19 protein-coding genes are annotated in these 18,717 nt (G+C 72.9%); 10 read left to right on the top strand and 9 right to left on the bottom strand.

Translation table 11 applies throughout. The features are described from left to right. The first annotated feature begins 63 nt into the window (after positions 1-63). The 3 genes from ACGFMM_RS11925 to hutH all read left to right on the top strand — a co-directional run bounded on the left by ACGFMM_RS11925 (position 64) and on the right by hutH (position 3,833). Positions 64-891, top strand: a complete 828-nt coding sequence (locus ACGFMM_RS11925; RefSeq protein ID WP_393645618.1) for an enoyl-CoA hydratase/isomerase family protein — start codon at positions 64-66, stop codon at positions 889-891. A gap of 104 nt (positions 892-995) precedes the next feature. Continuing rightward, positions 996-2,114: a GGDEF domain-containing protein gene (locus tag ACGFMM_RS11920; RefSeq protein WP_393645616.1), complete on the top strand. Its 1,119-nt coding sequence runs from the start codon at positions 996-998 to the stop codon at positions 2,112-2,114. A gap of 177 nt (positions 2,115-2,291) precedes the next feature. Further along, entirely contained in the window at positions 2,292-3,833 is a 1,542-nt protein-coding gene (hutH, locus tag ACGFMM_RS11915; protein ID WP_393646279.1) for a histidine ammonia-lyase, read from the top strand. Positions 3,834-3,896: 63 nt separating this feature from the next. On the opposite strand, the gene ACGFMM_RS11910 is transcribed toward hutH, so the two are convergent. Beyond that, positions 3,897-4,172, bottom strand: a complete 276-nt coding sequence (locus tag ACGFMM_RS11910) for a hypothetical protein (RefSeq protein ID WP_393645614.1) — start codon at positions 4,170-4,172, stop codon at positions 3,897-3,899. Positions 4,173-4,282: 110 nt separating this feature from the next. On the opposite strand from ACGFMM_RS11910, the gene ACGFMM_RS11905 reads away from it, so the two are divergent. Together ACGFMM_RS11905 and ACGFMM_RS11900 are read left to right on the top strand one after the other, a co-directional pair. After that, positions 4,283-4,639, top strand: coding sequence for a hypothetical protein (locus ACGFMM_RS11905; RefSeq protein ID WP_393645612.1), 357 nt, complete (start codon positions 4,283-4,285; stop codon positions 4,637-4,639). 188 nt (positions 4,640-4,827) lie between these two features. Beyond that, the gene (locus tag ACGFMM_RS11900) at positions 4,828-6,096 is read left to right on the top strand and encodes an Ig-like domain-containing protein (protein WP_393645610.1); all 1,269 of its coding nucleotides are present in this window, start codon (positions 4,828-4,830) and stop codon (positions 6,094-6,096) included. 79 nt (positions 6,097-6,175) lie between these two features. Here ACGFMM_RS11900 and ACGFMM_RS11895 read toward each other — a convergent pair whose 3' ends face one another. Beyond that, positions 6,176-6,688 (bottom strand): hypothetical protein, encoded by a 513-nt coding sequence (locus ACGFMM_RS11895; protein WP_393645608.1) that lies wholly within the window; start codon positions 6,686-6,688, stop codon positions 6,176-6,178. Between the two features lie 170 nt (positions 6,689-6,858). Between ACGFMM_RS11895 and ACGFMM_RS11890 the strand changes: the two genes are divergently transcribed. From ACGFMM_RS11890 to ACGFMM_RS11880, 3 genes are all read left to right on the top strand, one after another. Further along, positions 6,859-8,205 (top strand): BTAD domain-containing putative transcriptional regulator, encoded by a 1,347-nt coding sequence (locus ACGFMM_RS11890; RefSeq protein ID WP_393646277.1) that lies wholly within the window; start codon positions 6,859-6,861, stop codon positions 8,203-8,205. 209 nt (positions 8,206-8,414) lie between these two features. Then, positions 8,415-9,314: a C39 family peptidase gene (locus tag ACGFMM_RS11885; RefSeq protein ID WP_393645606.1), complete on the top strand. Its 900-nt coding sequence runs from the start codon at positions 8,415-8,417 to the stop codon at positions 9,312-9,314. Between the two features lies 1 nt (position 9,315). Beyond that, positions 9,316-10,566, top strand: coding sequence for a hypothetical protein (locus tag ACGFMM_RS11880; protein WP_393645604.1), 1,251 nt, complete (start codon positions 9,316-9,318; stop codon positions 10,564-10,566). A gap of 25 nt (positions 10,567-10,591) precedes the next feature. On the opposite strand, the gene ACGFMM_RS11875 is transcribed toward ACGFMM_RS11880, so the two are convergent. The 4 genes from ACGFMM_RS11875 to msrA all read right to left on the bottom strand — a co-directional run bounded on the left by ACGFMM_RS11875 (position 10,592) and on the right by msrA (position 14,058). Next, positions 10,592-11,530, bottom strand: a complete 939-nt coding sequence (locus ACGFMM_RS11875; protein ID WP_393645602.1) for an RNA polymerase sigma-70 factor — start codon at positions 11,528-11,530, stop codon at positions 10,592-10,594. Then, positions 11,527-12,708, bottom strand: a complete 1,182-nt coding sequence (locus ACGFMM_RS11870) for an NAD(P)/FAD-dependent oxidoreductase (protein WP_393645600.1) — start codon at positions 12,706-12,708, stop codon at positions 11,527-11,529. Before ACGFMM_RS11870 ends, ACGFMM_RS11875 begins: the two co-directional genes overlap by 4 nt. Before the next feature lie 91 nt (positions 12,709-12,799). After that, positions 12,800-13,399 (bottom strand): hypothetical protein, encoded by a 600-nt coding sequence (locus ACGFMM_RS11865; protein ID WP_393645599.1) that lies wholly within the window; start codon positions 13,397-13,399, stop codon positions 12,800-12,802. After that, positions 13,396-14,058: a peptide-methionine (S)-S-oxide reductase MsrA gene (gene msrA / locus ACGFMM_RS11860; protein ID WP_393645597.1), complete on the bottom strand. Its 663-nt coding sequence runs from the start codon at positions 14,056-14,058 to the stop codon at positions 13,396-13,398. Before msrA ends, ACGFMM_RS11865 begins: the two co-directional genes overlap by 4 nt. A 144-nt stretch (positions 14,059-14,202) precedes the next feature. Here msrA and ACGFMM_RS11855 point away from each other — a divergent pair, with 144 nt between their 5' ends. Next, positions 14,203-15,411, top strand: coding sequence for an FG-GAP-like repeat-containing protein (locus ACGFMM_RS11855; RefSeq protein WP_393645595.1), 1,209 nt, complete (start codon positions 14,203-14,205; stop codon positions 15,409-15,411). A 71-nt stretch (positions 15,412-15,482) separates the two neighbouring features. Here ACGFMM_RS11855 and ACGFMM_RS11850 read toward each other — a convergent pair whose 3' ends face one another. Then, positions 15,483-16,586 (bottom strand): hypothetical protein, encoded by a 1,104-nt coding sequence (locus ACGFMM_RS11850; protein WP_393645593.1) that lies wholly within the window; start codon positions 16,584-16,586, stop codon positions 15,483-15,485. Between the two features lie 106 nt (positions 16,587-16,692). Here ACGFMM_RS11850 and ACGFMM_RS11845 point away from each other — a divergent pair, with 106 nt between their 5' ends. Then, on the top strand, positions 16,693-17,847 hold the full coding sequence (locus ACGFMM_RS11845) for a cystathionine gamma-synthase (protein WP_393645591.1): 1,155 nt from the start codon (positions 16,693-16,695) through the stop codon (positions 17,845-17,847). Positions 17,848-17,908: 61 nt separating this feature from the next. Here the strand turns inward: ACGFMM_RS11845 and ACGFMM_RS11840 are convergent, their stop codons facing one another. Both ACGFMM_RS11840 and ACGFMM_RS11835 read right to left on the bottom strand, forming a co-directional pair. Beyond that, positions 17,909-18,163: a hypothetical protein gene (locus ACGFMM_RS11840; protein ID WP_393645589.1), complete on the bottom strand. Its 255-nt coding sequence runs from the start codon at positions 18,161-18,163 to the stop codon at positions 17,909-17,911. Between the two features lie 25 nt (positions 18,164-18,188). Beyond that, positions 18,189-18,656 (bottom strand): sigma factor-like helix-turn-helix DNA-binding protein, encoded by a 468-nt coding sequence (locus ACGFMM_RS11835; RefSeq protein ID WP_393645587.1) that lies wholly within the window; start codon positions 18,654-18,656, stop codon positions 18,189-18,191. Positions 18,657-18,717 lie beyond the last annotated feature (61 nt).

The following is an 18,717-nucleotide window of genomic DNA, read 5'->3' as shown; positions in this document are numbered from 1 at the left end:
TAGGATCCCCGGTGAAAACGTGAACCGTCGTTAACCGACGACGTCGACCGGGAGGGCGCCACCATGTCCGAGCAGTCCGAGCAGTCCGTGCAGGCTTCCGACGAGCAGCGTTTCGGCGAGTTCGTCGCCGTACGGCGGCACGAGGGCGGCCACGTCGCCGAGCTCGTGCTCGACCGGCCCAAGGCGATGAACGCGGTCTCCAGCGAGATGGCCCGCTCCATCGGCGCGGCCTGCGAGGCGCTCGCCGCGGACGCCTCGGTGCGGGTGACGGTGCTGACCTCGTCGAACGAGAAGGCGTTCTGCGTGGGCGCCGACCTGAAGGAGCGGAACTCCTTCACGGACGCCGACCTGGTGCGCCAGCGCCCGACCGCCCGCGCCGCGTACACCGGCGTCCTGGAGCTGCCGATGCCGACCGTCGCCGCCGTGCACGGCTTCGCGCTGGGCGGCGGCTTCGAGCTGGCGCTCTCCTGCGACGTGATCGTGGCCGACGCGACCGCGGTGGTCGGTCTGCCGGAGGTCTCGGTGGGCGTGATCCCCGGCGGCGGCGGTACGCAGCTGCTGCCGCGCCGGGTGGGCGCGGCGCGGGCGGCGGAGCTGGTCTTCACGGCCCGCCGCGTGGAGGCCGCCGAGGCGCGCGAGCTGGGCCTTGTGGACCTGCTTGAGGAGGACGCCCGGACGGCGGCGCTCGACCTGGCGTCCCGGATCGCCGCGAACTCCCCGGTGGGGCTGCGCGCCGCGAAGCGCGCGATGCGGCTGGGGCACGGTCTGGACCTGCGGGCCGGCCTGGACGTCGAGGACGCGGCCTGGCGGTCCGTGGCCTTCTCCGGCGACCGTGCGGAGGGCGTGGCCGCCTTCAACGAGAAGCGCAGGCCCCAGTGGCCCGGGGTGTGATCCCGGGCGGATCCGCTCCCGCGCGCGGGTGACGTGCGTGACGCTTCGTGATCTCTTGTGACGCTCGCGAGAGAAAACGGGCGAAACCTCCCTAAGCTGGAGGAATGGGAGAGGATGTGCGGCTGCGGGCCGTAGTGGCCCTGGCTCAGGCGATGGCGGCGGCGCACACCCCGCGGGAGTCGTGGCGGGCGGCGGCGCTGGGCGCCATGGCCGGGCTCGGCGGCGGCTTCGCCGCGGTGTCGGTGTGGGAGCGGGACCACGGCCGGCTGAAGGTGCTGGTCAACGCGGGGGAGCGGGCGCGGGGCGAGGAGGAGTTCCCGGACTCCGAGACGTACCCGGTGCACGAGTTCCCCGAGATCACCGAGTTCCTGCACGAGCGCTGGGCGGGTGGCGGGGGGCCCGACGCCTGGGTGGAGACCGCCCGCGACGAGCCGGCGACCGGCCGGGTGCTCGGGCTTCGGCGGCGCGGGCGGGGCTGCTGCGTGGTGGCCCCGATCGTGCTGCACGGGCGGGCCTGGGGTGAGCTGTACGTGGCGCGCCCGGCCGGGGCGCGGGTCTTCGACCGGGACGACGCGGGCTTCGCGACCGTCCTCGCCGCGGTGGTCGCGGCGGGGATCGTCCAGGCGGAGCGGCTGGAGGAGGTCCGTACGCTGGCCTTCACCGACCCCCTGACCGGCCTCGCCAACCGCCGCGCCGTCGACGCGCGGCTCGACGAGGCCATCGAGCGGTACCGCGCCGACGGCACCGTCGTGAGCCTGGTCGTCTGCGACCTCAACGGGCTGAAACGGGTCAACGACACCCACGGTCACGCCGTCGGCGACCGGCTGCTGGAACGTTTCGGCTCCGTACTGTCACGGTGTGGGGCGAGGTTGCGCGGCGCGCTGGCGGCGCGGCTCGGCGGCGACGAGTTCTGCCTGCTGTCGGTCGGCCCCTCCGCGGACGAGGTCGTCCGGGTCGCCGACGAGCTCTGCGTCCGGGCCGAGGAGCTGGAGCTCGGCGAGGGCGTGGCCTGCGGCGTCGCGTCCACCGGCGACCCGATCGGCCCCCTGCGCTCGGCCCGCCGGCTGTTCCGGCTCGCGGACGCCGCCCAGTACCAGGCGAAGGCCGCCCGCTCGTCCAAGCCGGTGGTCGCCGGCCGTGACGGCGCCGTGGTCCGCCTCGCCGACGCCCCGCCCCCGCACCCCCGGGACCGCCGCCGCTTCCGCGACGCCCCACCGGTCTGACATCCGCCCCCGACCGTCCGCCCCGACCGTCCGCCCCCACCGTCCGCCCCTCCCTCGTTCACCCTCCCCTCGCCGAAATTCACCTGACTGACCTGCGGAAACATCCGGTGTAAGGGGTCAGGGGCAAGAGGGGTGGTGACATGTTGGGATTCAGTCCGTAGGCTGCTGAATATGGATATGCAAACAGTCGTGCTGGGGACGTCCGGCACCACCGCGCAGGACGTCATCGCCGTCGCCCGTCACGGCGCCCGTGTCGAGCTCTCGCAGGAGGCCCTGCAGGCCCTCGCCGACGCGCGGGCGGTCGTCGACGCGCTCGCCGCCAAGCCCGAGCCGGTCTACGGCGTCTCCACGGGCTTCGGCGCGCTGGCCACCCGGCACATCAGCCAGGAGCTCCGCGCCCAGCTGCAGCGCAACATCGTCCGCTCGCACGCCGCCGGCATGGGCCCGCGCGTCGAGCGCGAGGTGGTGCGCGCGCTGATGTTCCTGCGGCTCAAGACCGTGGCCTCCGGCCACACGGGCGTCCGCCCCGAGGTCGCGCAGACCATGGCCGACCTGCTCAACGCCGGCATCACCCCGGTCGTCCACGAGTACGGCTCCCTCGGCTGCTCCGGCGACCTCGCACCGCTCTCCCACTGCGCCCTCGCGCTCATGGGCGAGGGTGACGCGGAGGGCCCCGACGGCACCCTGAAGCCCGCCGGCGAGCTGCTCGCCGAGCACGGCATCGCGCCCGTCGAGCTGCGCGAGAAGGAGGGCCTGGCCCTCCTCAACGGCACCGACGGCATGCTCGGCATGCTGTGCATGGCCCTCGCCGACCTCGACACCCTCTACAAGACCGCCGACATCACCGCGGCGCTTTCCCTGGAGGCCCTGCTCGGCACGGACAAGGTCCTCCGCCCCGAGCTGCACGCCATCCGCCCCCACCCGGGCCAGGGCGCCTCCGCCGCCAACATGCTCGCCGTCCTCGACGGCTCCGAGCTCACCGGCCACTTCCAGGCCGACGAGGCCCCGCGCGTCCAGGACGCGTACTCGATCCGCTGCGCCCCCCAGGTCGCCGGCGCCGGCCGCGACACCCTGGCGCACGCCCGCCTGGTCGCCGAGCGCGAGCTGGCCTCCGCCGTCGACAACCCGGTCGTGCTCCGCGACGGCCGCGTCGAGTCCAACGGCAACTTCCACGGCGCCCCGGTCGCCTACGTCCTCGACTTCCTCGCGATCGCCGCCGCCGACCTCGGCTCCATCGCCGAGCGCCGCACCGACCGGCTGCTCGACAAGAACCGCAGCCACGGCCTGCCGCCGTTCCTCGCCGACGACGCCGGCGTGGACTCGGGCCTGATGATCGCCCAGTACACCCAGGCCGCCCTGGTCAGCGAGATGAAGCGGCTGGCCGTCCCGGCCTCCGCCGACTCCATCCCGTCCTCCGCCATGCAGGAGGACCACGTCTCCATGGGCTGGTCCGCCGCCCGCAAGCTGCGCACCGCGATCGGCAACCTCAACCGGATCCTCGCCGTCGAGCTGTACGCCGCCACCCGCGGCATCGAGCTCCGCCACGGCCTGGCCCCGGCGCCCGCCTCCCAGGCGGCCATCGAGGCCCTGCGCGGCGCCGGCGTCCAGGGCCCGGGCCCGGACCGGTTCCTCGCCCCCGACCTGGAGGCCGCCGACGTCTTCGTCCGCAGCGGCAGGCTCGTCACCGCCGTCGAGACGGTGACCGGCCCGCTGGCCTGACGGCAGGCTGACGGAAGCGAGGGCCGCACCCGGTCGCCGGGTGCGGCCCTCGCTCTGTGAGTCTCAGTACGCGCGGCCACCCTGCCGCATGGCCAGCGTCACGAAGCCCGCGCCGACGACGAGGAAGCCCGTGCCGCCCAGCAGGTACGGCGTCGTGTCCACGCCGCTGCCGGTGTCGGCGAGCCGTAGCTCCTCGCGGTCGCTCTCCGTGACGGTGGCATGGCGCTGCGCGGGGGCCTGTTGCCCGCCGGTGGCGTTCGCGGACGGGACGAACCACAGCGCGCACAGCAGCGAACCCGCGGCGGCGGCGGTCAGCAGCGGTCGGCGAGCGACGGACACGGAAATTCGATCCCCCTTGCGGAAACCGCGAATTGGCGACGTGCGCCGATGCTAATGAACTCAGCGGGTCGGGGGAAAGCCGAGACCCCGGGGAGCTTACGCTCCGTCGTATGACGACTTCTGGGACATCACGTTTCGTACGCCTTCGGGTGGATCTGGTGCTCGAGGTGGGCGACGCCGAGGCCCTGACCGCCGCCGCCCTGGAGCGGATCGCGGTCGACGAGCTCATGCCGCCCACCGAGCGGAGCTTCGCCGAGGACGCGGTCCGCGAGGACGAGTCGGAGGCGCTGGCCTACCTCGTCGACCCCGTCGAGCTGCTCGGCGGCGTGCCCGGCGTCGAGCTGGCGCACGCCTCGTGGAGCACCGAGCCCGTCGAGTACGACCCCGACTCCCTGGAGTGGGACCTCGACGAGGATGATGTGGCGGAGGAAGACGACGAGGACGAGGATCCGGTCGTCCGGGCCTGAACGTACGGGTCCGGAAGGCCCCGGAGCACCGTCCCCAGACGGCGCTCCGGGGCTTTTTCCGTACACCTGGAACCAATCGCTCCGCGAGTGCGTCGATCAGTGGTGTTCCCCACAAACCCTACGGACCCGGAACCGATCGGGTTCTCATGGATGTTCTTAACGATTGTCGGCAGGGGAATTCGGCGAGCATGGAGAAGCGTGTGATCACGGACGGCAGGCGGCGCAGGAAGGGCCTCGCGGCGGCTTCGGCGCTGCTCGGCGGCGTGCTGGTGCTCTCGGCGTGCAGTGGGGGCGACGAGGGCGGGGCGACGGGCACGAAGACTCCGGGCTCGCAGGAGCAGGTCGACGAGGCGGCCGCCTCGAAGACGTCCAAGGCGCAGATAACCATCACGCCCAAGAACGGCGCCGTGAACGCGTCGATCAACAAGGACGCGAAGGTGACCGTCACCGGCGGCAAGCTCACCGTGGTCACCATGACCAGCGTCGAGGGCGAGACCGTCAAGGGCGAGCTGGCCGCGGACGGCAGCAGCTGGGCGCCTACGGAGCAGCTGGAGCGCGCCACCGTCTACAAGATCGCCGCGACGGCGGTGGACGCCGCGGGCCTGGAGGCGCACGAGAACACCTCGTTCACCACGGTCTCCAAGGCGAACAGCTTCATCGGCAGCTTCACGCCGGAGGACGGTTCCACGGTCGGCGTCGGCATGCCCGTCTCGATCAACTTCAACAAGCCGATCACGGACCGCAAGGCCGTCCAGACCGGCGTCACCGTCTCCTCCAGCACGGGCCAGGAGGTCGTCGGCCACTGGTTCAACTCCCAGCGTCTGGACTTCCGCCCGGACGACTACTGGACCGAGGGCTCGACCGTCACGCTGAAGCTGGACCTCGACGGCGTCGAGGGCGCGAAGGGCGTCTTCGGCGTGCAGCAGAAGACCGTCACCTTCAAGATCGGCCGAAACCAGGTCTCCACCGTCGACGTCGCCACCAAGACGATGAAGGTGACGCAGGACGGCAAGGTCGTGCGGACCATCCCGATCTCCGCCGGCTCCCCGGAGAACCCGACCTACAACGGCCGCATGGTGATCTCCGAGAAGTTCAGGGAGACCCGGATGAACGGCGCGACGGTCGGCTTCACCGACGACGACGGCAAGGGCGAGTACGACATCAAGGACGTGCCGCACGCCATGCGCCTGTCCACCTCGGGCACGTTCATCCACGGCAACTACTGGGGCCCGGACTCGATCTTCGGCTCCGCCAACACCAGCCACGGCTGCGTGGGCCTGAACGACGTCAAGGGCGCGGGCGACCCGAACCAGATGGCCGCGTGGTTCTACGACAACTCGATCGTCGGCGACGTCGTGGTCGTGAAGAACTCCAAGGACAAGACCATCGCCCCGGACAACGGCCTCAACGGCTGGAACCTGAGCTGGGCCCAGTGGAAGGCCGGCTCCGCGGTCTGACGCGTCCCCGGTTTCCGCCCTGCAGGCGGCGGCGCCCCGAGAGGGGGCGCCGCCGCCTGCGGCGTTCTCCGGGCGGGCGTTACCCGATCCGCTCGCACAGGTCCTCGGTCGTGCCCTGGGCCATGGTCAGGGTCTTCCGGCCGGCGGCGGAGACCTCCAGGGTGTACGTGCCGTCGATCGTGTACAGGCCGCGCGGCAGCGTGCCGGCGTTCTCGCCGAAGCCCGCGAGGATCGGACCGGACACCTGCCAGAACTGGGACCGGTCCGGGCGGATCTCCACGAGCGCGCGGCCGCCCGCGTCGGCGTCGACGTACGCGCCGGTCTCCGTGTTCGTGACGCGGACGACGAGGTCGCCCCGGTACGCGACGAGCCTCGGGCTGTCGTCCTCGTACGACCGGATCGTGTTGCGGACGACCTCGTCGACGACCGGCTCGGTGCGGACGGGGAAGTCGCAGCGCGTCCCGGCGGGGAAGGAGTACGACGGGGTGGGCGAGGGGACCCAGCCCTCCGCGGTGGTCTCGGCGGCCCGGGCGGGGGCCGTCAGCACGAGCAGGGCGGTGGCGGTGGCGAGAGAGACGGTGAACGCGCGCATGAAGGACTCCTGAACGGACGAGACGGAAAAGGGGCGGCGGCCTCGCGTGCGCGGGCCGCGTCCCCTCGAACGGTCCGAGCCTCACCCCGACGCCTGACCGGATCCTGACCACGCGGCCGACCGCCGGCCGGGGTCGTTAGGGTGACCGCGTGACGACGGTCCTGTCCCCCCTGGAATTCCGGCTGTTGGGCCCGTTCGGGGCGTGGCAGGACGGTGAGCGGGTGCTCCGCGGACTGCGCCGCCAGGAGCGCTGTCTGCTCGCGGTGCTGCTCCTGGAGCCGGGCGCGGCGGTGACCACGGACCGGCTCATCGGCCTGCTGTGGAACGACGCCCCGCCCTCCGCCGCGCGGGCGACCGTCCACACGTACGTCGGCCGGCTGCGGGCCGCGCTGCGGCCGTACGGGCTGCGCGTCGACACCCGGCACGACGGCTATGCGCTCGACCTCGCCGAGGCGGACGGACACACCGTGGACGTACGGGAGTTCCGCGACGAGATCGGGCAGGCGGCGGTGGCCGGCGACCCCGCGGAGAAGGTGCGCCGCTACGACCGGGCGCTGGCGCTGTGGCGGGGCCCGCTGCTCGCCGACGTGATCGACGACGAGCTGCGGGACCGGCTCGCCGGGCGGCTCGCCGAGCTGCGGCTGTCCGCCCTGGAGCAGCGCGCGCAGGCCCAGCTCGCCATGGGCCTGCACGAGCGGGTCCTCGCCGACCTGACCCCGCTCGCCGGCGAACTCCCCGAACGCGAGGGCCTGGTGGCGGCGCGGATGACCGCCCTGTACCGGGCGGGCCGCCGCGCCGAGGCGCTGGAGCTGTACGAGCGGACCCGGGCCCATCTGGCCGCCGAGCTCGGCATCGACCCCGGTCCCGCGCTGAGCACCCTGCACCAGCGGGTTCTGACCGCCGACCCGCGCCTCGACCGGCCGCCGGCCCCGCTGTACGCGGTGCGGGTCGACGAGGAGTGGCTGCCTTGGTCCACCAGCGGGCATCCGGCGCTGGAGTTCTGCAACACCTTCGCGGGCTGGCACCACGCCCCGCGCATCCCCGGCTCGGACTGGCTGCGCACGTACCGCACGCTCGCCGTGTGGGCCGGCCATCTGGACCTCGCGGACCAGGGAGTGGTCGCCCAGCTCGTCGAGCGGGCCGAGCGGACCCCGGAGGAGGCGGAGGCGGCGCTGGCCGAGGCGCGCGCGTTCCGCACGCAGCTGTACGCCTGCCTGACCGGCCCCGCGGACACCCGTGCCTTCGCCGCCGTCGCGGCGACGGCCCGCGAGGCGGCGCGCGCCGCGGTGCTCACCCTCGGCCCGGACGGCCTGGCCCACTGGCGGCCGACTCCGGCGGCCGGCCTGCGGCTGCCGCTGTACGCCACCGCGCGGGCGGCCGCGGACCTGCTCACCGACCCGCGCCGCTTCACCGTCCGCAGCTGCCCGAGCGACGACTGCGGCTGGCTGTTCCTGGACTCCACGGGCCGCCGCCGCTGGTGCTCGCTGTCCACGTGCGGCGGTGGGCCCAGGGGCTGAATGGGCCCTGGGGTTACGGCAGTTGGGCCCTGGGGGCCGTTGTGGTGCTGTTGGGCCGCGAGTTGTATGGGCGGTGCTTCACGGGGGGATCCCGCCGCTCGTCACCGGGCGGCGGGATGCCGGCGGGCGTCGACCACGCCCGCGCCCTCCTTTGTCGTGCACACATCCGTGTACTCGCGCCTCGGGCGCTCAAGGAGTGGAAAACCATCATGCATGCATCTCGACGCGGCCGTACCGGCGTCACCGCCGGGGTCTGCGGCCTCGCCCTCGCATCCGTCGCCGTGCTCGGCGCACCCGCCGCGCACGCCGCCGACGGCCCCCGGGGCGGGGTGACCGGCAACTACACCGGCGCCGACGTCACCGGCCCGTCCGCCGAACCGCTCACGGCCCAGGCCAAGGAGAAGATCGCGCTGACCGAGGCGTGGTACGCGGCCGTGGAGGGCCACGGCGACCTCGCTTCCGTCCAGCGGCGGGAGACCGCGTACCTGAAGAAGTACAAGCTCACCGACAACCGCACCGTCCAGGCCCGCAGCGGCGGCTTCGCCGCCATGGCCGCCCCGACCTCGCGGACCCTTCGCCTGACCCACTACGGCCAGGCGAAGAACTTCTACTGCGGTCCCGCCACCGCCGCGATGATGATCAAGATGAAGGACGGCGCGATCCGCAGCAAGTACAACCGCAACGCCTTCAGCCAGGCCAACCTGGCCAACAGCGCCCACATGAACACCCAGAACGCCGGCCGCACGGACTGGAGCAGCAAGCGGTTCGTCACCGGCATCAACCGCTGGCGCGGTGAGCCCTACTACGTGCAGGTCGACCGGCCCAGCGCCACCCTCACCACGAAGGCCATCCGGCACGCCATCGGCACCAACGGCATGCCGGTCGCCGCCGACACGGTCGAGTTCGCCAACGGCCGCCACTACAACGGCCATCCGGTCAACAAGACCATCGGCCACTGGATCACCGCGTACGGCTACAGCAACAGCGGCGGCACCAGCAAGTGGGCGGACCCGTCCACCACCGTGTGGTCGTCGGTCAACAAGACCTTCAGCTACAACACCGGCAACTTCGCCCGCTACTTCCTCCAGTCGAACGGGATCGCCTACTAGCATGCGCGCACGGTCGGCAGTAACCCTTGTGGCTCTCCTCGTCGGCCTGGTCGCGTGCACGGGTGAGGGTGGCTCCCGCGACGACGCGGGCGCCACCCGTCCTCCCACCACGGCACCGACCACGCCGTTCGGCGTCTCCTCCGCGCTGGACACGCAGAAGGCCGGAACGGCGACTGCCGGCCGGCAGTACCGGCCGGGCTCCGTATCCCCGGCGCACGCATCCGGCGGCCGCACCCTCACCGTCCTGGACGTCACGTCCGGCGGCGGGCTGGTCGCGGCCGCCAACCCGGCCCCGAAGACCGGGGACGGCACGGTGACCATCGGACAGAGCGAGATGGGCCTCCAGCGCGGCGCGGGCTTCGCCCCGTTCCCCAAGGCCCGGCGGACCTGCTCGGACCGGCCGCGCCAGGCCGTCTACGCCGACGAGCGGGACGGCGTGGTCGTCTGGACCGAGTCCGCCAGCACGAACCTGTACGTCTTCGACTGGTGCGTCTTCGCGTACACGCCGAAGACCGGCACGACGACCCTGCTCGGCGACTCCGCCGCCGTCTCCCACGGCAAGGACATGCCGGAGGCGCCGGGCTCCTCCGCCCCGTCGATCGGCGACGGGAAGGCGTACTGGGCGACCGCGTACCCGACCACCGGGAAGCGGGAGTTCGGGGTCCGCGTCGTCGCGCAGGCGCTGAACGGCGGCGGCGAGCCGGCGACCGTGGCGGACGGCGCCAAGCTGCCGCGCGCCGCCGGCAAGGACCTGTACTACGTCCGCTCCGCCGACGTGTCGCCGGACTTCCCGAAGGACCGTTACGAGATCCGCCGCGTGACACCCGACGGCGAGGACGCCCTCGTCACCGGCGGCCCGCTGCCGACGGGCCGCGAGATCACGGCCCTCACGGTGGCGGGAGACCACGTCAGCTGGGTGGTCGCGGCGCCGGAGCAGCAGACGGCGACGCTGTACGCCCTGGACACGAGGACGAAGAAGGCCGTCACCTTCGCCCTCGGCCACGCCGCCCCGGCCACGATGTTCCTGCGCTCCACCCCGCAGTTCCTCGCCTGGGGCAACGGCAGCGCGGCGGGCGACGCGGGCCAGTACGTCTACGACTTCGCGCACGGCCGCCTGTGGCGGCTGGGCACGGAGGACGGCTTCAGCGTGGTGTACGCGAAGGGCTCCTACCTGGCCTGGTCGAAACTCCCGACCGCGCCGACGGAGGAGGCGGGCAGCGCGTCCTTCGAGACGGCGAAATGGTCGGGCTGATCCGGGCCGATCCCCGCGGCGGCGCTCACCGCGTGCCCATGTCGTACGCGGTGCCGCCGGCGACGGCCCGGAGCTTGTCCGGGTTGGCCACGTTGTGGAGCGCGGTGATACGGCCGTCGGCGTCGAAGTCGAACGTGACGGTGGCGATCACCCGGTCGGGCCCGCTGAACACCAGACCGGGCCCGCCGTTGAGCTCGACGAGTTCGGCGCGCATGTCGGCGGGCGCGACGCCCTGGTAGGTGACGGTGCCGACGGCCGCGAACCAGGCCGCCACCGTGGTCGCGCCCACGACCGGACGCAGGGCCTGACGGACCTTGCCGCCGCCGTCGGTCCACAGGGTGACGTCCGGGGACAGCAGTTCCATGAGCGCGTTGACGTCGCCGCCGGTCGCGGCGGCGAAGAACCGCTCGGTGACCTCACGCTGCCGTACGCGGTCGGCGGCGAAGCGCGGCCGCCGGGCCCGTACGTGCTCGCGGGCCCGGTGCCCGGCCTGACGCACCGCGGCCTCGGAGCGCTCCACCGTCTCGGCGATCTCCGGGTAGCTGAAGGCGAAGACCTCCTTCAGCACGAACACCGCGCGTTCCAGCGGGCTGAGCGTCTCCAGCACCACGAGCATGGCCGTCGACACCGACTCCGCTTCCGTGACGGTCTCGGAGGCGTCCCCGCCGGTGAGGATGGGCTCCGGAAGCCACGGCCCCACATACGTCTCCCGCTGGTGCCGGGTGGAACGCAGCCGCTCCAGCGCCAGGTTCGACACGATCCGCGTCAGGTACGCCTTGGGGTCGGCCACCTGTGAGCGGTCCGCGGCCGACCACTTGAGCCAGGCGTCCTGGACGGCGTCCTCGGCGTCGGCCGCGCTGCCGAGGAGGCGGTACGCCACGGAGAACAGCAGCCGGCGGTGCTCGAGGAACACCTGGTGGTCCCGGTGGCCCGGACGGCCCTGGTGACCGGACGGGCCGGTCATCCGGCGTCCCGGACACGGGTGAAGCGGCCCCCGCGGGGCCAGAACGCGCCGGAGGCGGGGAGCTTCTTCATACGGCCGTACGTCGGCCAGGGCGAGGCGGTCACCGTCTCCTTGTACCGGACCGCGGCGCGACCGGTCAGGCAGAACCGGCGCGGGCCGTCGTCGGGGCGGGTGAACTGCACGACCGCGTCGCCCCGCCCCAGGCTCACCGGCGTGTGGTAGTACCCGAAGCGGAACGGCTTGGGCCGCTTGCCCCTGAGCACCCGGTCGATCGACAGCGCCGCGTGCACCCCGGTCGGCATGCCGCCCTGGCAGGTGCCGTGCATGACGCCGTAGCCCTGGCGGATCGCGGCCGCGTCGCCGATCGCGTACACCTCCGGGTGGGACACCGAGCGCAGCGCGGCGTCCGTGACGACGCGTCCGCGCGGGTCGACGGTCAGCCCCGCGACGGCCGCCAGCGGCGACACCCGCGTACCGCTCGTCCACAGGACCGCGTCGGCGGCGATGCTCTCCCCGCCGGCCAGTTCGACACCCCCGGGCCGCACCTTCACCACCTCGACCCCGGTGCGCACCTTGACGCCCAGCCGGTCGAGGGCGGCGCGCACGTACGCCCGTGCCCTGGCGTTCATGGATGCGCCCGGCTCGGTCCGGCCCAGCAGCACCACGTCCAGCTCCGGATACCGCTCGGCGATCTCCGCGGCCGACTCGACGCCGGTCAGCCCGCTGCCGCCGACCACGACGGTGCCGCCGCGCAGCCGCCCCAGCCGGTCGGCCAGCAACTCGGCGTCCTGGGCGCTGTTCAGGGTGTACGCGTGGTCCTCGGCGCCCGGCACCGCCGACGTGTCGGCCACACCGCCCAGCCCGTAGACCAGCGTGTCGTAGGGCAGGACCCGGCCGTCGTCGACCAGCACGGTCCTCGCGTCCGCGTCCACCGCCGTCACCCAGCCGCGGACGAATCGCGCCCCCGTACCCTCCAGCAGCTCCGGAACGCTCAGCTCGGCGAGCTGCCGGCCGGTCGCCGTCATGTGCAGCCGCATGCGCTCGGTGAACCGCTCCTGCGCGTTCACCACGGTCACCTGCACGCCGTCACGCCGCCCCGCCCGGGCCGCGAGCTGTACGGCGGCGGCCATGCCCGCGTACCCCGCGCCCAGAATCACCACACGGTGCTGTACGTCCATCGTTCCGTCCTCCTCGAATCGCCGACAACCAGCAGATGGAGGCAGACGTCCCGACTGTGACATGGGACGGATGTGACGCGGGTCACTGTGGTCACAGGCCGGAGCGATGTCCGGAAAGCCAGGCGGAGTGACGTTCCCGGAGCCGGTCGCGTTCGGCGGGCGTGGCGAGGACGACGTCCGCGCCGCCGTCGTAGGGATGGTGGATGCGGCGCAGTTCCGTGTCGGTGACGAACACCTCGACGACCGCCTCGTCGGCGACGGCGCACAACAGGTCGTCGATGCACCCGCGTCGCCACGGACGCCGGTCGGCGTAGAGACGCGTATGAGTGTGGGACTCCGGGTCGGGGTCGTCCGTATCCGACTCGGTCCACCAGCGGACGCCGCCGGGATGGAGCTCCTCGCGCGGGCTCGGGAACCCGGCGGGCCCGTCCGGCGTGTACGACCAGTCCATGGTCACGACGAAGACGTCCCCGCCGGCGAACAGCTCATCAAGGACCGTGTTGTACCGGTCCAGCACGACGGCGTACTCGTCCTCGGACTCCGGATACCGCTTCGACCCGGGAAGACTGTGGAACCGCACCCACCGGTCCGCGTATGCACCCTTGAACGTATGACCGACGGGCGGCCCCGCCGCCCGCCGCTCCCGCCACAGCGCGGCGGTCAGCGACGAAGCCGCGTCGGCGGCGGTCACCCGTCGGCCTTCGCGACGCCGATCGGGCAGCTCACGCCCGTGCCGCCGATGCCGCAGTAGCCCGCGGGGTTCTTGTCCAAGTACTGCTGGTGATACGGCTCCGCCGGGTAGAAGGGGCGGTCGGCGGCGGGGCGGAGTTCGGTGGTGATGGCGCCGTGGTTCGCGCGGGTCAGGACCTGCTGGTACGCCTCGCGGGAGGCTTCCGCGGCCGCGGCCTGGGCGGGGGAGTGGGTGTAGATCGCGGAGCGGTACTGGGTGCCGACGTCATTGCCCTGGCGGTAGCCCTGGGTGGGGTTGTGGGCCTCCCAGAAGACCTTCAGGAGCTGCTCGTACGAGACCTTCTGCGGGTCGAAGACGACCCGGACGACCTCCGTGTGGCCGGTCAGGCCCGAGCAGACCTCCTCGTAGGCGGGGTTCACGGTGTAGCCGCCCTGGTAGCCGACCAGCGTCGTCCAGACGCCCGCGGTCTGCCAGAACTTCCGCTCGGCGCCCCAGAAGCAGCCCAGGGCGAAGTCGGCCACCTCCAGGCCCTCCGGGTACGGGCCCACCAGCGGGTTGCCCAGGACCGTGTGGCGCTCGGGGACGGGGAACTCGGGTTCCGAGCGGCCCTTCAGGGCCTGCTCGGGCGTGGGGAGGACGGGGGTGCGGGACAGGTACATGCGGGCTCTCCTCGACTGCTCGACGCCCCCATGACAACGCGGGGGCCTGCGCGGGGATTCCCTCGGGCCCTCGCGAGACGTGACGTGTACGGTTCAGCCATTCGATGCCCGTGGGGGGCATGGGGCCCGAGGGAGTACTTGAGCATGAAGTTTTCGATGAGAGCGGCGGTCGTCGCCGGTCTCACCACGCTGGGGCTGCTGGCGACGGGGGTGCCGGCGGCCCAGGCGGCGACCGGATACGACCGGTGTCCGGCCGGCCGGTTCTGTCTGTTCGACAAGGCCGACGGCACCGGCACGATGGCGACGTACAGCGGCAGCATGGCCGCGCTCGGCGCGTACGACAACTGGGCGGCGGGCATGCGCAACCGCACCGGCCTGCACGCCTGCGTCTACAGCCAGCCGAAGCATGCCTACACCGACAGCGTGCACCACGTCGTCCTGCAGGCGGGTACGGCCAGTGACGGCCACGACCTCACGCCCTACCAGGACGCGAACAGCCGGCTCGCCGACAACGTCAGCTCCTTCCGGCTGGCCCGCACGTCCCACGAGTGCATGAGCGGCGCGCCGTACATGGTCTGGAACTCGCCGTCGTGGGGACGGCAAGGAGCCCAGCCCGTGGGCGACTTCAACCGTGACGGCGCCACGGACCTGCTGTTCCGCACGGTCACCGGCGCGCTCTACTTCCAGCGTGGCGACGGCACCGCCACCCGGATCGGCGTCGGCTGGAACTCCATGAACGTCCTCCAGCGGCACGGCGACCGCGACGGCGACGGCACCGAGGACCTCGTGACCCGGGACGGCAACGGCGTGCTGTGGATGTACCCCGGCAACGGCACGGGCGGGCTCAAGGCGCGCGTGCAGATCGGCGTCGGCTGGTCGACGCTGCGGAACGTCACCGCCATGGGCGACTTCAACGGCGACGGCCGCCGCGGCGACATCGTCGCCAACGACTCCAGCGGCCGGCTCTGGCTCTTCCCCGGACGCGCCAACGGCACCCTGGAGCCGCGCAAGCAGATCGGCACCTCCGGCTGGGCGGGCATGACCGCCCTGGTGGGGGCCGGTGACATGAACAGCGACGGCAAGAACGACCTCGTCGCCCGCGACGGTTCCGGCAATCTGTTGCTGTACCCGGGCAAGGGCACCGGCGGTCTGGGCGCGCGCAAGCAGATCGGCAGCGGCTGGAAGCGGTTCGAGCGCATCCTCGGGCTGGGCGACGTCAACGGCGACGGCAGGAACGGCGACCTGTACGGCCAGGACGCTCCCTTGCTGACCCTGTACCGGAACAACGGCTGGGGCTCCCTGGCCCAGGACGGCCTCGACTACGACTGGGACTCGCGCGAGACCGCCTTCTGAGTCGGCGGGAAGAAGGAGGGGGCGCGGCCGTCGTGGCCGCGCCCCCTTCCCGTCCTCCGACGTCCCCCGGCTCAGTGCGGGAGCGTCGCCGGGCTGCCGCCGTTGGCCTCGTAGGCCGCGACCGCCAGGTTGCGGTGGACGACGTACTCCGCCGCCGGGTCGTGGACCGCCGTCCACGGGATCGCGCCCACGTGGCCGTCGACGTGGACCAGTTGGTGCATGGCCTCCGCCCAGCGCTCCGAGCGGATCAGGAACAGGATCAGCAGGTGGCGGACATGGGCCAGCATCGGGTCGTCCGCGCGGGCCGAGTGGACCGCGTACAGCGCGCCCTCGACCGCCTTGGTCACGACCTCGCTCCGGTAGAAGCCCTGCACCAGGTTCACCTCGGGCAGGTGCTCGTACACCGCGAACAGCGGCAGCGCCGCGAGCAGCGAGCCGTGCGGGGCGCGGGCGGCGGCCGTCGTCGCGAAGTGGTCCGCCTCCTCCCGCGAGCCGTGCCACTTCTCGCACCAGTACTGCAGCGCCGCGAGATGCGCGCCCATGTGCTGCGGCGCGCGGTCGATCACCTGCGCCCACACCCGGTCGAACTGCTCCGGCGGGTAGCCGAGCCCGCGGGCCACCGCGAGCTCCACGATGTACGGCACCGGGTCGCCCGGCGCGAGCAGCGCCGCCTCGCCGGCGGCCTTGCGGGCCTCCTCCAGGATGATCCGGAACTCGTCCGTGCCGGCCGCCGACGTCCGCCACGCCTGCTGCACCAGGAACTCCGCGTGCACCGCCGCCCCGCCCGCGTCCTTCGGCTGCTCCGCCCGCCAGGCCCGCAGCCATCCGCCGCCGACGCCCGGCCGCTCCTTCAGTTCCAGCGACGCCGCCCCGGCGAACGCCTGCACCCGCTGCCACCGCAGCTCGTCGCTCTTGTCCGTACCGGCAAGCAGCTGCGACGCCGCCCGCCAGTCCTGCGTGTGCTGGACGACGTCGAGCACGTCCACCAGGTCGTGGTCGGGCCCGGGCATCCGTACGTCCTGCTGTTCCTGCCGCAGGAAGCCGTACGCCTCGGGGTCGGCGGCGTCGGGCGATCCGGGCAACGCCAGCCGGATGCCGCCGCGCCGCCGCATCATGACCGGACCGAGGACCGCGAACAGCATCGCCAACGCGAGCAGGACCCACAGAATCTCCATGCGTCCATTGTCCAGGACACTGCCAGGACACTGCCAGGACGCTGTCCAGGACTCCGGCTGCGGGCACGGGCGGCGGTGCACCCCGTGCGGGACTACGCTCCTGACCATGAGCGACCAGCACAGCCATCAGAGCTTCGAGACCCGCGCCATCCACGCGGGCAACACCGCCGACCCGCTGACCGGCGCGGTCGTCCCGCCCATCTACCAGGTGTCCACCTACAAGCAGGACGGCGTGGGCGGGCTGCGCGGCGGCTACGAGTACAGCCGCAGCGCCAACCCCACCCGTACCGCGCTGGAGGAGAACCTCGCCGCCCTCGAAGGCGGCCGGCGCGGTCTCGCCTTCGCCTCCGGCCTCGCCGCCGAGGACTGCCTGCTGCGCACCCTGCTCGTCCCCGGCGACCACGTGGTGATCCCCAACGACGCGTACGGCGGCACCTTCCGGCTCTTCGCCAAGGTCGTCGAGCGCTGGGGCGTCGACTTCTCCGTCGCGGACACCTCCGACATCGAGTCGGTGCGGGCCGCGGTCAACGAGCGGACCAAGCTCATCTGGGTGGAGACGCCGTCCAACCCGCTGCTCGGCATCACCGACATCGCCGCGGTCGCGGGCGTGGCCCGCCAGGCCGGCGCGAAGCTGATCGTCGACAACACCTTCGCCTCGCCCTACCTCCAGCAGCCGCTGTCGCTGGGCGCGGACGTCGTCGTGCACTCGCTCACCAAGTACATGGGCGGGCACTCCGACGTCGTCGGCGGCGCCCTGGTCACCGCCGACGAGGCGCTCGGCGAGGAGCTCGCGTACCACCAGAACGCGATGGGCGCGGTGGCCGGGCCGTTCGACTCCTGGATCGTGCTGCGCGGCATCAAGACCCTCGCCGTGCGCATGGACCGGCACAGCGAGAACGCCGCCCGGATCGTCGAGATGCTGACCCAGCACCCGAAGGTCACGAAGGTCCTCTACCCGGGTCTGCCGGACCACCCGGGCCACGAGATCGCCGTGAAGCAGATGAAGGACTTCGGCGGCATGGTGTCCTTCCAGGTCGAGGGCGGCGAGCAGGCGGCCGTCGAGGTCTGCAACCGCGCGAAGCTGTTCACGCTCGGCGAGTCGCTCGGCGGTGTCGAGTCCCTGATCGAGCACCCGGGACGGATGACGCACGCCAGCGTCGCCGGCTCGGCCCTGGAGGTCCCGGCGGACCTGGTCCGGCTCTCCGTCGGCATCGAGAACGTCGAGGACCTGCTGGCGGACCTGCGGCAGGCGCTGGGCTAGTCGGCCCTTGTAGTACGGGTGCGGGTACGGGTGTGACACCTGTACCCGTGCCCGCCCGTCCTCACCAGCCTTCGAGCGGGGGCGTCGTCGCGGGCGGCGGCTCCCAGGGGCGGGCCACCGCGGCCCAGACGACGAAGGCGAGGACGGCCAGGGCGAACAGCGTCCAGCCGGCCCGGCGCAGCAGCCGCTCGCGGCGCAGCATGCGCGAGCCGCGCGCCACGGCCCGTTCGGCGAGGTCGGCCGGCACGGCGGGGTGGCCGGCGCCGCCGAGCAGCCGCCGGATCTCGTCGTCGCGCCGGTCGGCGGACCGGCTCACGACGCGTCGCCCTTCTTACGCGCGCTCACGACGCCGCCCTCCCCGGTGCCGCCCCCGGTGCCGGGCGCCGCAGGACCGCGACCGCGCGGGCGCACACCGCGCGGACCCGGTCCGTCGGCAGGCCCAGGATCGCGGCGGTCTGCTCCTCGGCCACGTTCTCGTACAGCCTCAGCACGACGATCAGCCGTTCCTGCGGGGTGAGCGCGGACAGGACGCCTCCGTGTCCGCCGTGGTGCCGCCAGGCGGCGCGGGCGAAGCGGGTGGCGAGTTCGGTACGGGTCCGGTCGTACGGGTCCTCGCCGCGCAGCCGGTCCCAGTGGGCGTAGGTGTGCGCGAGCGAGGCGGTCAGCAGGGCGCGGGCGCGCGGGCTGCGGGCCGGGGGCTCGGCGGTGAGCAGCGCAGCGGCATGCAGCAGCCGGCCGCCGGCTCCTGCGACGAAGGCCTCGAACTCGCGCGTGCGGCGGGATCGTTGATCGCCGCGTCGGTCTGCCACGTCCTCATATGAGGACAGGGGTGCGGTTCAGGTCAATACTCGCGCGCGGGCGAGGGCCGGG

This window comes from Streptomyces sp. NPDC048604, from assembly GCF_043199435.1.
GTDB lineage: Bacteria > Actinomycetota > Actinomycetes > Streptomycetales > Streptomycetaceae > Streptomyces.
The sequence above is the reverse complement of the archived record's forward strand: the minus strand, read 5'-3'. Positions and strand labels throughout refer to the sequence as shown.